This window comes from Halolamina sp. C58, from assembly GCF_051195095.1.
In the GTDB taxonomy this organism is placed as follows: domain Archaea; phylum Halobacteriota; class Halobacteria; order Halobacteriales; family Haloferacaceae; genus Halolamina.
Genome location: NZ_JBNTJY010000001.1, coordinates 541,301 through 554,606, shown reverse-complemented (window position 1 = coordinate 554,606; position 13,306 = coordinate 541,301). Strand labels below are relative to the sequence as shown.

The window sequence follows — 13,306 nt, the reverse complement described above, 5'->3', positions numbered from 1 at the left end:
TACGGCGAGGGCGCCGACATCGTCTACCACGCCGCGGGCGCGACCGGCGGCGGCGTGTTCAACGCGGCGGGCGAACACGGCCGCCTCGCGATCGGCGTCGACAGCGACCAGTCGCTGAGCAGCGACGCCAGCCACACGATCGTCGCGAGCATGGTCAAGCACGTCGACACCGCGGTGTTCAACGCGGTCGACGACGTCGTCAACGACGAGTTCCAGGGCGGCTCCACCATCGCGCTCGGGCTCGACGACGAGGGCGTCGAAGCCGTCATCGGCACCGAGTACGAGGGCGAGATCCCGCAGGACGTGCTCGACGCGCTCGACTCCTCGCGGCAGGCGATCCAGAGCGGCGACATCGACGTGCCGACCGAGCCGGACAACTGAGCTCGCGACGACGGGTCGCTCACCCCGCCCCCGGGGCCGAACTACCCTCCACCCTTCGAACAAAATAGATGAGCGCGCCAGCGGTCGACCTCAGACGGATCACCAAACAGTTCCCGGGCGTCCTCGCGAACGACGAGGTCGACCTCACCGTCGAACGCGGGAGCGTCCACGCCCTCCTCGGCGAGAACGGGGCGGGCAAGACGACGCTGATGAACGTCCTCTACGGCCTCTACCAGCCCACGTCGGGCACCGTCGTCGTCGACGGCGAGGAGCGGACGTTCGACTCCCCCCGGGACGCGATCGACGCCGGCATCGGCATGATCCACCAGCACTTCATGCTCGTGGAGCCGATGACCGTGACCCAGAACGTCGTGCTCGGCGACGAGCCACGGAAGTGGGGCGGGCTCGCGGTGGATCGCGAGGCCGCCCGCGAGGCGGTCGCCGAGCTCGCCGATCGCTACGGGTTCGACGTGGACCCCGAAGCGACCGTCGGCGACCTCTCGGTGGGCGAACGGCAGCGCATCGAGATTCTGAAGGCGCTGTACCGCGGCGCCGACATCCTGATCCTCGACGAGCCCACGGCGGTGCTGACGCCACAGGAGGTCGATGAGCTGTTCGACGTGTTCGACGAGCTCACCGCGGCCGGGAAGACGATCATCTTCATCAGCCACAAGCTGCGGGAGGTGACCGCCGCCGCCGACGAGGTGACCGTCCTCCGGGACGGGCAGAACGTCGGCACCGTCGAGACCGACGCGGTCGACGACACCGAGCTCGCGGAGCTGATGGTCGGCCGGGAGGTGCTGTTCGACACGGAGAAATCGCCCGTCGAGGCGGGCCCAGTCGGCCTCGCCGCGCGCGATCTCGTCGTCGAGGACGACCGCGGGGTCCGCGCCGTCGACGGCGTCGACGTCGAGGTCGCCGAGGGCGAGGTGTTCGGGATCGCCGGCGTCGACGGCAACGGGCAGTCCGAGCTGGTCGAGGCGATCACCGGCCTCCGGACGCCCGCGGCGGGCACCATCGCGCTCGACGGCGAGGACGTGACCGACGCCTCACGCCGGCACCGAATCGAGTCTGGGATGGCGTACGTCCCCGAGGACCGGCAGGCTCGCGGGCTGGTGATGTCCTACGACCTAACGGAGAACGGCCTGCTCGGCAGCCAGCGGGACCCGCAGTTCGCCGACGGCGGCCGCATCCGCTGGAACGACGCCGCGGCCCACGCCGAATCGATCGTCGAGGAGTACGACGTCCGCCCCGCTGATCCCGGCGCGACCGCGGAGTCGCTCTCGGGCGGGAACCAACAGAAGTTCATCGTCGGCCGGGAGTTCGCCCGCGACCCCGAAGCGGTCGTCGCCTCCCACCCCACCCGCGGCGTCGACGTGGGGAGCGTCGAGTTCATCCACGACCGGCTGCTCGAACTGCGCGAGGACGGGGCGGCGGTGCTGCTCGTCTCCTCGAAGCTCGACGAGGTGCGGAGCCTCTCGGACCGGCTGGGCGTGATGCACGACGGCGAACTGGTCGCCGTCGTCGACCCCGCCGAGGTCACCGAGGAGCAGTTGGGGCTACTGATGGCGGGCGAACAGCCGGACGACGTGCCCCGTGCGTCCCGCCGGGACGGGGGTGACCGATGAACCCCGACCGCCTGCCGGACCCCATCGCGGGCGTGATAGACCGGCTGGTCGACGCCTCGGCGGGCGAGCGACTGCTCGTCAGCGTCGCCGCGCTGATCACGGCGATCCTGCTCGGCGGGCTCGTCACGCTGGTCGCGGGCGTGTTCGCGGAGTGTGCGACGCCGATCGTCGGCCCGTTCTGTTACAACCCGCTCGCGGTGTACCGCTACCTGTTCCTCGCGCCGCTTTTCGACTCGTTCATCCTGCAGGAGACGCTGAAGAACTCCGCACTGCTGCTGTTCACGGGGCTGGCCGTCGCCGTCTCGTTCCGTGCGGGGCTGTTCAACATCGGGACGCAGGGCCAGCTCGTGCTCGGCGCGCTCGCGGCCGCGCTCGCGGCGGTCTGGGTCGGCCCCGCGGCGCCCTCGGGGCCGGTCGGCGGCGCATTGATCGCTCTCGTCGCGATGGTCGCCGGCGCGGTCGTCGGCGGGATCTACGCCGCGATCCCGGGCGCGCTGAAAGCCTACGCCGACGCGAACGAGGTGATCACGACGATCATGCTCAACTTCGTCGCGAGCGACGTGGCCTTCTTCCTCGTCTCGGCGTACTTCCAGAAGCCCGACAGCGGGAGCGTCGAGACGCGTGACGTGCCCGCGGCCGCGCGGTTCGGGCCAGAGGTCGCGCTGGTGATGGCGATCGGGCTGACGCTGCTGATCACCTATCTGCTCTGGGGGACGGCGTTCGGCTACGACCTCCGGACCGCCGGCATCCAGCCCGACGCCGCGGACTACGCGGGTGTCGACGCCAAGCGCATGGTCGTCACAAGCATGACGCTCTCGGGCATGATCGGCGGTCTCGGCGGCGCGGTCTGGGTGCTGATGTCCGTCGGGCGCTGGGTCAACGGCGTCCCCGCGCTCGGGTTCGACGGGATCACGGTGTCCGTGCTCGCGAGCAACAACCCCCTCGGAGTGCTGTTCGCGGGGCCGCTGTTCGGCTCGATGCAGGCGGGCAGCCTCTCGATCGACTTCCAGTTGGGCGTGCCCAGACAGCTCGTCGGCGTCATCCGGGGGCTGGTGATCCTGTTGGTCGCCATGCCCGAGTTCTTCCGGGCGCTCGGCGTGCGCTGGGGCATGGGGGGTGGACGATGAAGGCGATCAAGCGCCTCGCGCTGCTCGCGGCCAGCACGATCGCCGTGGGTGCGGTCGTCCTGATCGGGCAGCTGTTCCCGAACACGCCGGCGGGCGAGCTCGCGAGCGTGCTCGACACCGGCTACGCCGCCTCCGCGCTCCGGCTCGCGGTCCCGATCGCGTTCGCCGCGCTGGGCGGGATCTTCGCCGAGCGCAGCGGCGTGATCAACATCGGGCTCGAAGGGCTGCTGATCGTCGGCGCGTTCACCGGCGTCGCGGTCGCCCACTGGACGATCGGCGAGGGCAGCGTGAGCCTCGGGCCGGGGATCGTGCTCCTGCTCGTGATCGCGGCGCTGCTCGCGATCGCGGGCGCGCTCCTGGGACTGCTCGGCGACTCGCTCCGAGAGATCGCAGTCCGTGGCGGTGGCGGCGTGCTCGCGGTCGCGGTGCTCGCCGGGCTCACGGTCGCACTCGCCGGGCCGACGCTGGCGGCGACGTGGATCGCGTTCTACGTCGCGGTGCTCGTCAGCGGGGCGTTCTCGCTGCTGTTCGCGGTCGTCACCATCGAGTACCGCGCCGATCAGGTGATCGCGGGGCTGGCGGTCTGGCTGATCGCCCTCGGCGCGGCGCCGTTCGCCAGCAACGTGATCTGGGGGAGCGTGAACTCTCCCGGCGTGGACACGCTCGGCACGTGGACGGTGCCGCTGCTCTCACAGCTCCCGGCGGTCGGCTCGGTGCTGTTCGACGCCGAGCCCGTCGTCTACTTCCTGCTGGTCGCGACGCCGCTGTCGTGGTACGTCCTGACGCAGACCTCCTTCGGCTACTGGGTCCGGGCGAGCGGCGAGAACCCCAAGGCGCTCGACACGGCGGGGGTCGACGTGCGCCGGGTGCGCTACGCCGCCGTGTTGATCTCGGGGGTGTTCTCGGGGATCGGCGGCGCCGGTCTCTCGCTCGGGCGCGTCGGCAACTTCGTCGGCAGCGGGACGACGATGGTCGACGGTCGGGGCTGGATCGGCATCACCGCGATGCTGTTCGGCAACTACAACCCCTTCGGCGCGTTCGGCGCGTCGCTGCTGTTCGCGGCGCTCGACGCGCTCCAGTTCCGCCTCCAGCAGCTGAACTACGCGATTCCGGACTCGCTGATCCAGACGGTGCCCTACATCACCGTGATCGTCGTGCTCGCGCTGGTCGGCCGGACCAGAACGCCCGACGCGGCCGGCGAGCACTACGATAGCGACGAAGACTGACGGCGCGGCGCGGTTGCGGCCCGCCACCCCCGGCGTCGTGATAAAGAGTTTTGCACCCGCCCACCCGAGGGTTGGCAAATGAGTACACACGAGTACGACATCGTCGTCGTCGGCTCGGGCACGTCCGGCTGTTACGCGGCCGCGACGGCCGCCCACGAGGGTCTGGACGTGGCCGTCGTCGAGCGCAAAGACGAGACGGAGGCGGGCCACATCGCCTGCGGCGACGCCCTGAAGGGCGCGGACTCGTTCCCGGACGCGATCCCCAAATCGAAGATCGAGTCCTCGTTCACCAACACCGGGGTCGACCACGGGCGCTTCGAGATCCCCTCCGAGGACACGGTGCTCAACATCCCCGTCCCCGGCGAACTCGCGGTCATCGACCGCTGGGAGTACGGCCGGAAGATCATCGAGGCCACCGAGGCCGCCGGCGCAGAGTTCCACTACGACACAGTCGTCAGCGACGTGCTGCAGGAGAACGGCCGCGTCACCGGCGTCCGGGGCAAGCGCAAGGGCGAGGTGGAGACGTTCCACGCCGACATCACCATCGACGCCGCCGGCGCGCTGTCGGTGCTGCAGGACAACGCCGACCTCTCGGACGCCACCTTCGACACCAACGTCTCCTACTCGCAGTTCTGCTCGGCGTACCGCGAGATCGTCGAGGTGCCCGAGCCGGTCGACTGGGACGACGCGCTCGTCTTCAAGCCCACCGACCGCGCCTCGGGCTACCTCTGGTACTTCCCGCGCACGCCGACGACGATCAACGTCGGCCTCGGCTTCCAGATGACCGAGGAGCCGATGAAGCTGGTACAGGACCTCAAGAAGGACCTCCGGAGCCGCCCCGAGTTCGAGGGTGCGGAGGTCGTCGACAAGCTCGGCGCCGCGCTCCCGACCCGCCGACCGTACGACTCCGCGACGGCGCCCGGCCTCGTGGCGGTCGGCGACGCCGCCGGCCTCGTCAACCCCACGACGGGCGGCGGGATCGCGGGGGCCGCCTACTCCGGGCAGTACGCCGCCGAGGAGGCGATCTGGGCCATCTCGTCGGGCCGAACCGACGAGGAGCTTTGGCGGTACAACGAGCGCGTGATGGACCACTTCGGCGCGCGCTACGCCGCGCTCGACGTGTACAACGTCCTCTCGACGGCCGTCGAGGTGGACGAACTCACGTCGATGCTGGCCTCGCTGCCGGGCGAGCCCATCGCGGAGGCGCTGTACTCCGGGAAGGCCTCGATCGGCCCGAAGACCGCACTCCAGACGCTGCGCGGCGCCATCGGCCACCTCGACCAGCTCTGGGAGATCTATCAGGTGCGGAACCTCGCGGAGGAGCTACTGGACCACTACGAGTCCTATCCCGACCGCCCGTCGGCGCTCCCGCGCTGGCAGGAGCAGCGCGACTCGATCATGGAGCGCGTCTACGAGCGGACTGGGGCCGACCCCAAATATTGAGGAGCGGAACTGAAAGTGGTTTCTACGGTTCTGTTGGACTGCTGAACCGCCGACAGATGTCTGGACAGTCGGTAAGTACAGATTGCCCACCTACCGATAGAACCGCATTCGTAAGGAGAAAAGGAGTAGTACAGTTGCAAAAAGCAGTAGCAACTGAAGGAATCGCCATACTACTGGTGGGGCTTTCCTATCTACACGTTCAGTCTTCCAGTATATGCCGCCGATAGCCAATAGAAGCACCCCGAGGAGAATCTCAACCGTACTCGGGAAGGGTGGAGGGACTGCTTCCATAGACACACGGTGGGCACATTTGGCTGTAGTCTTTCTGGGGAACTTCGCAACCCCACTTACCGACTGTTTCACAACAGATAGCTCCTAATCAAATCCTTCACTGGAGTCGTTCCCGCAGGTTCTACTCCTCGTTCCGCGAGAACGCCTCGATCGCCCCGGCCAACGTCTCCACGCCGATGCGCAGCGACGCCTCGTCAACGTCGAACGTCGAGGTGTGGTGACCGCCGGGGTGGTCGGTGCCGAGGCCGACGTAGCAGGCCTGCCCGCCCTGTTCCTCGACGCGGTTCATCAGGTACGTCGCGTCCTCGCTGCCGCCGAGGTCGTCGTGCTCCATGATCGAGTCCACGCCCTCGACGCCGTCGGCCACGTCGGCGACGATGGACGCCAGTTCCTCGTCGCTCTCCGCAGAGGGCGCCCGGGAGTTCAGCGTGCGCTCGACCTCGACGTTGTGGGTCGTCGCGGCGCCGTCGAGCACGCGGCCCGTCTTCTCCCACATGTACTCCATCAGGTCCGTGGTCTGCCCGCGGACTTCACACTCCATCCGCGCGTGCTCGGCGACGATGTTCGAGGCGGTCCCCCCTTCGACGACGCCGGCGTTCACCCGGGTCGGCCCGTCGGCGTGACGTGGGACGGCGTACATGTTGGTGATCGCGTCAGCCATGGCCTGAATCGCGTTGTCGCCCTGCTCCGGGTGGGCGCCCGCGTGGGCGGAACTGCCTGTGAACTCGGCTTCGAACCCCGAGACGGCGAGGAAGCCGCCGACGCCGGCGACGATCTCGCCCGTCGGGTGGTCGAGGCCGACGTGGACCGCGTACAGCGCGTCCACGTCGTCGAGGTGGCCCGAGCGGGACATCGGGCCGCCGCCGGCGACGCGCTCCTCGGCGGGCTGGAAGAACACCTTCAGCGTGCCCGAGAAGTCGCTGTGGCGGACCGCGTCGAGCACGCCCAGCCCGACGGTCGCGTGGGCGTCGTGGCCGCAGGCGTGCATGTACCCCTCGTTCTCGGAGCGGAACCCCTCGGCCGCGGGGACGTGCTCCTCGTCGGCGGACTCGGTGATCGGCAGCCCGTCGATGTCGACCCGGAGGCCGACCGTCGGCCCCTCGCCCTGCTCGATCACGGCGACCGCGCCGGTGTTCCCGCCGTCGAGTCGCGAGAGCAGGTCCGGGTCGGCGCCGGCCTCGACGGCGCGGTCCTTCCACTCGGCGCGCGTGGCCTGGTCGGGAAGGGACATCCGCGGCTCGTCGCTCTCCTCCAGCGCGTCCGGGCCGACGTGGAGCTGGTCCACGTCGCGGGCGCGGAGTTCCTCGACGATGCGGGCGGTGGTGTAGAACTCACACCACGCGGGCTCGGGATGGCGGTGGAGATCACGGCGGAACGCGGTCAGGTCGTCGGCGTCTACGTGCACGGGCGATCGGTCGGGCCGCGAGTGCTTAAACCCCTTCTCGGGGGCGACCAATGGCTTTTATTAGCACGCCTCGCGGCAGCATAGGCCGTGAATACTGACCGACCGACAGAAGCGGGCGAAGAATCGACGCTCCGGTTCCGTGGCGGGCCGGCCGTCAGCGCGATCCCGATCGCGGTGTTCGTCGTCTGGGCCGTGTTCCAGTCCGGCGTGCTGGGGATCGGCGACACGTCCGGCCTCGTCGTCGGGATGCTCGTCGGGCTGATCGCCGGGCTCCCGTTCGTTCGGGGCGACTGGAAAGCGTACGCCGACGCCATCTTCGAGGGGATGACACAGGAGGTGGCCGCGACCGCTGCCGTCGCGTGGCTCTGGGCGGGGATGTTCGCGAACACGATCCAGGCAGGCGGGTTCGTCGACGGCCTCGTCTGGCTGGCCGGGGCCGCCGAGGTCGGGGCGACGCTGTTCCCGGCCGTGACGTTCCTGCTCGCGGCGGTGCTGGCGACCGGGATCGGCACCGGCTACGGGACGACGATCGCGTTCGTGACGCTCGTCTTCCCCGCGGGGGTGCTGCTGGGGACGAACCCGATCCTCCTGTTCGGTGCGATTCTCTCGGGGGCGGTGTTCGGCGACAACCTCGCGCCGGTGTCGGACACGACCATCGTGAGCGCGGTGACACAGGACGCCGACATCGGCGGCGTCGTCGCCTCGCGCGTGAAGTACGCCGTCATCGCCGCGGTGCCGGCGCTGGCGGCCTACCTGATCGCGGGGGCGACGCTGCCGACCAGCGAGCCCGCCGCGAACGCGGGCGTCGAGGCGGGCGCGGCGTGGGGGCTGCTCCACCTGCTCCCGGTCGCGATCGTCATCGGCACGGCCGTGACCGGCCGCCACATCGTCGAGGCGGTCTCGTGGGGGCTGGCGAGCGCGTTCGTGCTGAACGTCCTGCTGGGCGCGTTCGACCTCGTCGACGTGGGCGTCAGCGACGTGCTCGTGTTCTCGGCGCCCGAGAGCTCGGGGATCGCCCAGTCGCTCGATACGGCGCCGCTGATCGGCGCGGTCGTCCAGACCGTGCCCGCCGCGGAGGCGGGCATCGGCGGCAGCCTCTACACCGGCGCGGTGGGCTTCTTCCCGCTGATCGTCCTGACGCTGCTGATCGTCGCCGGCGCACAGATCATGCGCGTCGGCGGCGGGTTCGAGGCGCTCCAGACGTGGCTGCTCGACACCGTCGCGACCTCCGTGCGCCGCGCCGAGGTGACGATGGTGCTCGGGACCGCGGTCGTCAACGCGATGGTGACGATCAACACCGCCGCCGAGATCGCGGTCGCGCCGTACATCCGTACGCTCGGCCGACGGTTCAACATCAACGGCTACCGGCGTGCGAACATCCTCGACGCCAACACCTCGGCGCTGGGGTACATCTTCCCGTGGGGCGGCGGCGTGCTCGCGGGCTACTCCGCGATGCAGACGCTGCCCGGCGAGTACGAGTGGTTCACCGCCGAGATGGTGGTCAACCCCGCCGCGGTGTTCCCGTACGTGTTCCACGGCTGGTTCCTCGTGGCGGTGTTCCTGCTCGCCGCCCTGACCGGCTTCGGGCTGGAGTACGTCAGCGACCGCGAGAGCGAGGAGGTGAGTCGCGTATGAGCCGACTCGACGCGTTCCTCGCGGGGATGGAGTTCCGGACCGCGACGCCGACGTACGAGCCCGGCGACGAGCTGACCGCCATCGTCACCGGTCGCGACGGCGACGACGCGGTGATCCGGATCGGCGACACGGTGCTCCGGCTGCCCGGCGCCGCCGACGACGTGACCGTCGACGAGGAGACGCGAATCCGCGTCACCGCGTTCGACGAGGGGAGCGCGACCGGCGAAGCGGAGCTCCGCTGAGCGGTCGCTCGCGACTTTTTCGGCCAGCAGCAGAAGGGAGGATCAGCGGTACGCCTGGCTCGCGCGGCGCTCCACGTCGACCTCGACGCGGATGGAGTCGGGGAGGTCGGTCGCGACGACTTCACGGGCGATGTGGTCGGAGCCGTGGATCTCCAGCCAGCGGGTGTACACCGTGTAGTTCCACGGGTCGATCTGTTCGCCCGGCTGGCACCGGCTGTACATCGGGACCGAGTGGTGTTCGGGCTGTTCCTGGTGGGGGCCCTTGCACTCGGCGCCTTTGCGCTCGACGCGCTGTTTGAGCCCGTCGACCGTGTCGTCCAGAACGTCCCGGTCCCCGCTCCGGAACGTGAGCGTCGTCACGAAGGTCATACTCGGTGGTTGGGTTCGAGCGTGAAAAGCGCATCTACCGGCTCCCGAGCGTGCGTCGGGATTTCGTCCCACCGAAGCCAATTTAAGAGCACGACGCTTACCCGAACGCAATGACGGTCGAAGCGACGTCTGCCGGAGCCATCCTCTTCCGCGACACCCGCGGCGAACGGGAGTACCTCCTCCTGAAGAGCCGACCGGGGGACTGGGAGTTCCCCAAAGGCGGTGTCGAGGGGGAAGAGGAGCTCCAGCAGACCGCGATCCGCGAAGTGACGGAGGAAGCCGGTATCGAGGACTTCAGACTCATCGACGGCTTCCGCAGGGAGTACGACTACGTGTTCGAGGCCGACGGGAACACGATCCACAAGACGGTCCACCTGTTCATCGCGCGGTCGTTCGAGGCCAGCGCGGAGCTCTCCGCCGAGCACCGCGACATGCAGTGGCGCGACTACGAGCAGGCCCTCAACACGATCACGCAGGACGGCCCACGCGAGATCCTCGAGGAGGCACACGACTACCTCGACGAGGTCAAGGAGGCCGACGGCGAGGGGTACGTCGGCACGCCGGCGTAAGGCGGTGGCCGCCCCCGCCACCGATTCGGAGTTCTCCTTCGAGCTCCTGGTCTGCCGCTGGGCGGAGCTGGGCTGGCCGCCCGCGAGCGACGACGCCGCGGGGGGCGACGCTCCGGTGATCGTCTCGCGCCAACTCGGGACGAAGAAACGTCGCTGGGACACGATCGTGATCGAGTGCGACCCCGAGGGGCTCGCGGCGCGCCGCGAGTTCGGCGACCGCACCATCGACGGCGACCTCCTCACGGTAGTCCGCCACGCGCCCGCCGAGTGGGCGTACTACCGCGACGCGCTCCCGGAGCCGGGCTACCCGTGGCGCTACGTCCGGGAGGCGATCCACCGCGCCGCCGCCCGCGGGCTGGTCGAGAAGCGCAAGAACGGCAATCGCATCGAGATCCGGCGGAAACGACCGTATCCGGACTGGGTGTCGCGGATCATCGCGATCGAGAACAAGCCGGACCTCGACGCGAGCGCCGCCGCCGCGCTGTCGGACCAGTTGGAACACGACGTCGACACCGCGCTGGCCGACGAAGTGTGGCTCGCGACCGGACGGACCGGTGAACGGGTGGAGCCGGCGCTGCTGCGGCAGTTCCCCGTCGAGGCGGGCGTGCTCACGTTCGACTTCTCGGCCGGCACGGGCGCCGACGCGGCGACGGTGGACTGGCTCCCCTCGACGCTCGACCCCGCGGCCGACGGCGAGCGGTTCGACGCCGCGGAGAAGGCGCGGCGCCGGCGACTGATCGCCGAGCGGGCCTACGGCAAGGGGTGGCGCTCGTTCACCGAGACGACGCGGCCGGACTGCCGGTGGTTCGAACTGGCACGTGCCGGCCGGGGGGTGGTGCCGGCCTGTGCCGCGAAGGGTCGCTGCCAGCGCGAGGCGGAGTGTAGCAGCCGCTGTGGCTCGTTCGAGCCGGAGCCGCCGCAGTGGCGGACGAACGGCTGGCCGATCGACGGCGGCCCCGGACAGGGCGTCCGGGAGCTGCTGGAACGGCGACGCGAGCGCGCCCGGGAACGCTAGGGCGCGTCTGGGATGTCCGAAAAAGCGAGTGGCGGAGCCTAGCGGTTCAGGCTCGTCGTGTCGTGTTTCTGCTTGTACGACCCGCCGCTGCCGAACGGATCGACGTCGACGTGGTCGTAGTGGAAGCGCTGTTCGATCGAGTGGAACACGGGGAGGTTCGCGACGTCCTCCCAGTTGGCCTCCTCCATCGCGATCGCCGCCTCGTTCCGGGCCTGGGTGTCCTCCTCGTTCGCCAGCGGGTTGTCCTGGATCGTCTGCCACGCCTCGATCGCCCGCTGGGCCGCCTCGGTGTCGTTCGGCCAGTCGACGAACATCTCCGCCACCCCCGAGGTCGGGTCCGACCGCGCGGGGTCGAGGTGTTTGACGAACGCGTCCGGCGCCGCCCACGGGACGTTCCACGCCAGCGTGAACGCCTCGACGTTCAGGGCGCGCACCCGTTCGAGCAGCGTCGAGAACGGTGCCTGCTCGATCTGCATGTTGATGTGCGCGTTGGTCAGCTTGTCACGCAGCGTGTTCGCCACGCTCAGCCACGTGCTCGACTGGTACTGGAGCCACTCCAGCTCGTAGGGGTTGTCGGGGCCGTAGCCGGCCTCCTCCATCACCTGTCGTGCCCCCTCAAGGTCGGTCTGGTTGTAGCCGTAGGGGTAGTTCTCCTCGGCGTGTTGGTCGTACGCGTCCGCCCCGCCGGGGTAGATGTTCGGCGACATCGAGTGGTACGCCGGCGCCGCCCGGTTCTTGAACACCTGCTGGGCGATCGTCTGCTGGTTCATCGCGTACGCCATCGCCTGCCGGACCGGCTTCGGCACCGCGGGCATGTTGAAGCCGATGTAGCTGTAGTTGAGCGTCGGCACGCCCACCGCGTTCAGCGTCTCGCCGTTACGGGCCTCGTACGTGCCGCGCTGGCGTCCCTTCTCGTCCGTCCGGTCGACGGTGTAGCTTTCGACGTTGAACTGGGAGGTCGGGATCGCGAACATGTCCGCGTTCTGGTTCATCGCGTAGTTGAACCGCGCCGAGGGGTCCGCGATGATCTGCCAGTGGATGCCGTCGACCTCCGGGCCGCTCCCGTGGTAGTCGTCGTACGCGGAGACGACTGCCTCCGTGCCGGACTGCCACTCCTCGAACTCGAACGGCCCGGCGCCGATGGGGTTGTCAGACGCGAACGTCCCCTGCTCCATCTCGCCGTCGTACCCCTCGATATCGCCGACGATCCCCTCCGGGTAGACGGCGAACTGGTTGTTTGCCATGACCTGCGTGGCCGAGGCGAACGGCGCCGCCAGCGTGAACTCGAACGTGTAGTCGTCGACGGCCTCCATCTCCAGCGTTCCCGGGACGTACGAGCCGTCTTCGGTCTCCTCGTGGACGATGTTCAACGCGCTCAGGATGTCCGCCGGCGCCTGCGAGTTCGGCGACGCCGCGAGCCGCTCCCACGCAAAGACGAAGTCCTGTGCGGTGACTTCGTCGCCGTTGTGGTAGGTCACGCCCTCCTTGATCTCGAAGGTGTACGTGAGGAAGTCGTCGCTGATCGAGTAGTCCGCCGCCAACCGGCTGTCGACCGGGACACCCCCGTCCACCCAGTTCAGCAGCCCGTCGAAGATCTGGGTCGTGACCTCCGAGGAGGCCGTGTCCGACGCCTGCACGGGGTCGAGCGAGCTCATCGTCGCGTTGATGAGCTGGAGCTCGTTCCCCGCGCCCCCGCCGCCGCCACCGTCGGTGTCGGTCTCGGTATCGCCGCCGCCACCGCCGCCCATGGTGTCGGTAGTGTTGCCGTCTGTCGGTTCCCCGCCGTCGGTACAACCGGCCAGCGCCGCACCGGCCGCGACCGCGCCAGTTGTTTTCAGGAACGTCCGCCGTGAGGCGTCCGTGTCACCTTGTCCCATGGTGTGGTCGAAGGAACTGACGCGGATAAACGGTTTCCAACGGGCAAGTATGTACACTATTGCAAACTCTTATCCGTGTCACGTAGTACCATACCACA

At 69.2% G+C, this 13,306-nt stretch carries 12 protein-coding genes; 9 read left to right on the top strand and 3 right to left on the bottom strand.

Annotated features, from left to right (window positions below; genetic code table 11):
* The 5 genes from ACQUSM_RS02900 to ACQUSM_RS02880 form a co-directional block, all read left to right on the top strand.
* Nucleotides 1-381: BMP family lipoprotein (locus ACQUSM_RS02900; RefSeq protein WP_435115553.1), on the top strand; the 381-nt coding region annotated here is incomplete at its 5' end.
* Between the two features lie 68 nt (nucleotides 382-449).
* Nucleotides 450-2,009: an ABC transporter ATP-binding protein gene (locus ACQUSM_RS02895; protein WP_435115551.1), complete on the top strand. Its 1,560-nt coding sequence runs from the start codon at nucleotides 450-452 to the stop codon at nucleotides 2,007-2,009.
* Complete coding sequence (locus tag ACQUSM_RS02890) at nucleotides 2,006-3,136, top strand: ABC transporter permease (RefSeq protein ID WP_435115549.1); 1,131 nt, start codon at nucleotides 2,006-2,008, stop codon at nucleotides 3,134-3,136. The genes ACQUSM_RS02895 and ACQUSM_RS02890 overlap by 4 nt, the downstream gene beginning before the upstream one ends.
* Complete coding sequence (locus ACQUSM_RS02885; RefSeq protein WP_435115547.1) at nucleotides 3,133-4,362, top strand: ABC transporter permease; 1,230 nt, start codon at nucleotides 3,133-3,135, stop codon at nucleotides 4,360-4,362. The genes ACQUSM_RS02890 and ACQUSM_RS02885 overlap by 4 nt, the downstream gene beginning before the upstream one ends.
* A gap of 78 nt (nucleotides 4,363-4,440) precedes the next feature.
* Nucleotides 4,441-5,805, top strand: coding sequence for a geranylgeranyl reductase family protein (locus tag ACQUSM_RS02880; RefSeq protein WP_435115545.1), 1,365 nt, complete (start codon nucleotides 4,441-4,443; stop codon nucleotides 5,803-5,805).
* A gap of 412 nt (nucleotides 5,806-6,217) precedes the next feature.
* On the opposite strand, the gene ACQUSM_RS02875 is transcribed toward ACQUSM_RS02880, so the two are convergent.
* Nucleotides 6,218-7,501, bottom strand: coding sequence for an amidohydrolase (locus tag ACQUSM_RS02875; protein ID WP_435115543.1), 1,284 nt, complete (start codon nucleotides 7,499-7,501; stop codon nucleotides 6,218-6,220).
* Nucleotides 7,502-7,588: 87 nt separating this feature from the next.
* Between ACQUSM_RS02875 and ACQUSM_RS02870 the strand changes: the two genes are divergently transcribed.
* Together ACQUSM_RS02870 and ACQUSM_RS02865 are read left to right on the top strand one after the other, a co-directional pair.
* Entirely contained in the window at nucleotides 7,589-9,136 is a 1,548-nt protein-coding gene (locus tag ACQUSM_RS02870) for a Na+/H+ antiporter NhaC family protein (protein WP_435115541.1), read from the top strand.
* Nucleotides 9,133-9,378, top strand: a complete 246-nt coding sequence (locus tag ACQUSM_RS02865; protein ID WP_435115539.1) for a DUF7513 family protein — start codon at nucleotides 9,133-9,135, stop codon at nucleotides 9,376-9,378. The genes ACQUSM_RS02870 and ACQUSM_RS02865 overlap by 4 nt, the downstream gene beginning before the upstream one ends.
* A gap of 42 nt (nucleotides 9,379-9,420) precedes the next feature.
* On the opposite strand, the gene ACQUSM_RS02860 is transcribed toward ACQUSM_RS02865, so the two are convergent.
* Complete coding sequence (locus ACQUSM_RS02860) at nucleotides 9,421-9,747, bottom strand: 30S ribosomal protein S10 (protein ID WP_435115537.1); 327 nt, start codon at nucleotides 9,745-9,747, stop codon at nucleotides 9,421-9,423.
* Nucleotides 9,748-9,857: 110 nt separating this feature from the next.
* On the opposite strand from ACQUSM_RS02860, the gene ACQUSM_RS02855 reads away from it, so the two are divergent.
* Together ACQUSM_RS02855 and ACQUSM_RS02850 are read left to right on the top strand one after the other, a co-directional pair.
* Nucleotides 9,858-10,316 carry a bis(5'-nucleosyl)-tetraphosphatase gene (locus ACQUSM_RS02855; protein ID WP_435115535.1) on the top strand — a complete coding sequence of 153 codons (459 nt, stop codon included), beginning with the start codon at nucleotides 9,858-9,860 and terminating at the stop codon, nucleotides 10,314-10,316.
* Between the two features lie 4 nt (nucleotides 10,317-10,320).
* Nucleotides 10,321-11,331, top strand: coding sequence for a DUF5787 family protein (locus tag ACQUSM_RS02850; RefSeq protein ID WP_435115533.1), 1,011 nt, complete (start codon nucleotides 10,321-10,323; stop codon nucleotides 11,329-11,331).
* A gap of 38 nt (nucleotides 11,332-11,369) precedes the next feature.
* On the opposite strand, the gene ACQUSM_RS02845 is transcribed toward ACQUSM_RS02850, so the two are convergent.
* Nucleotides 11,370-13,208, bottom strand: a complete 1,839-nt coding sequence (locus ACQUSM_RS02845; RefSeq protein ID WP_435115531.1) for an ABC transporter substrate-binding protein — start codon at nucleotides 13,206-13,208, stop codon at nucleotides 11,370-11,372.
* Between the last annotated feature and the right edge of the window lie 98 nt (nucleotides 13,209-13,306).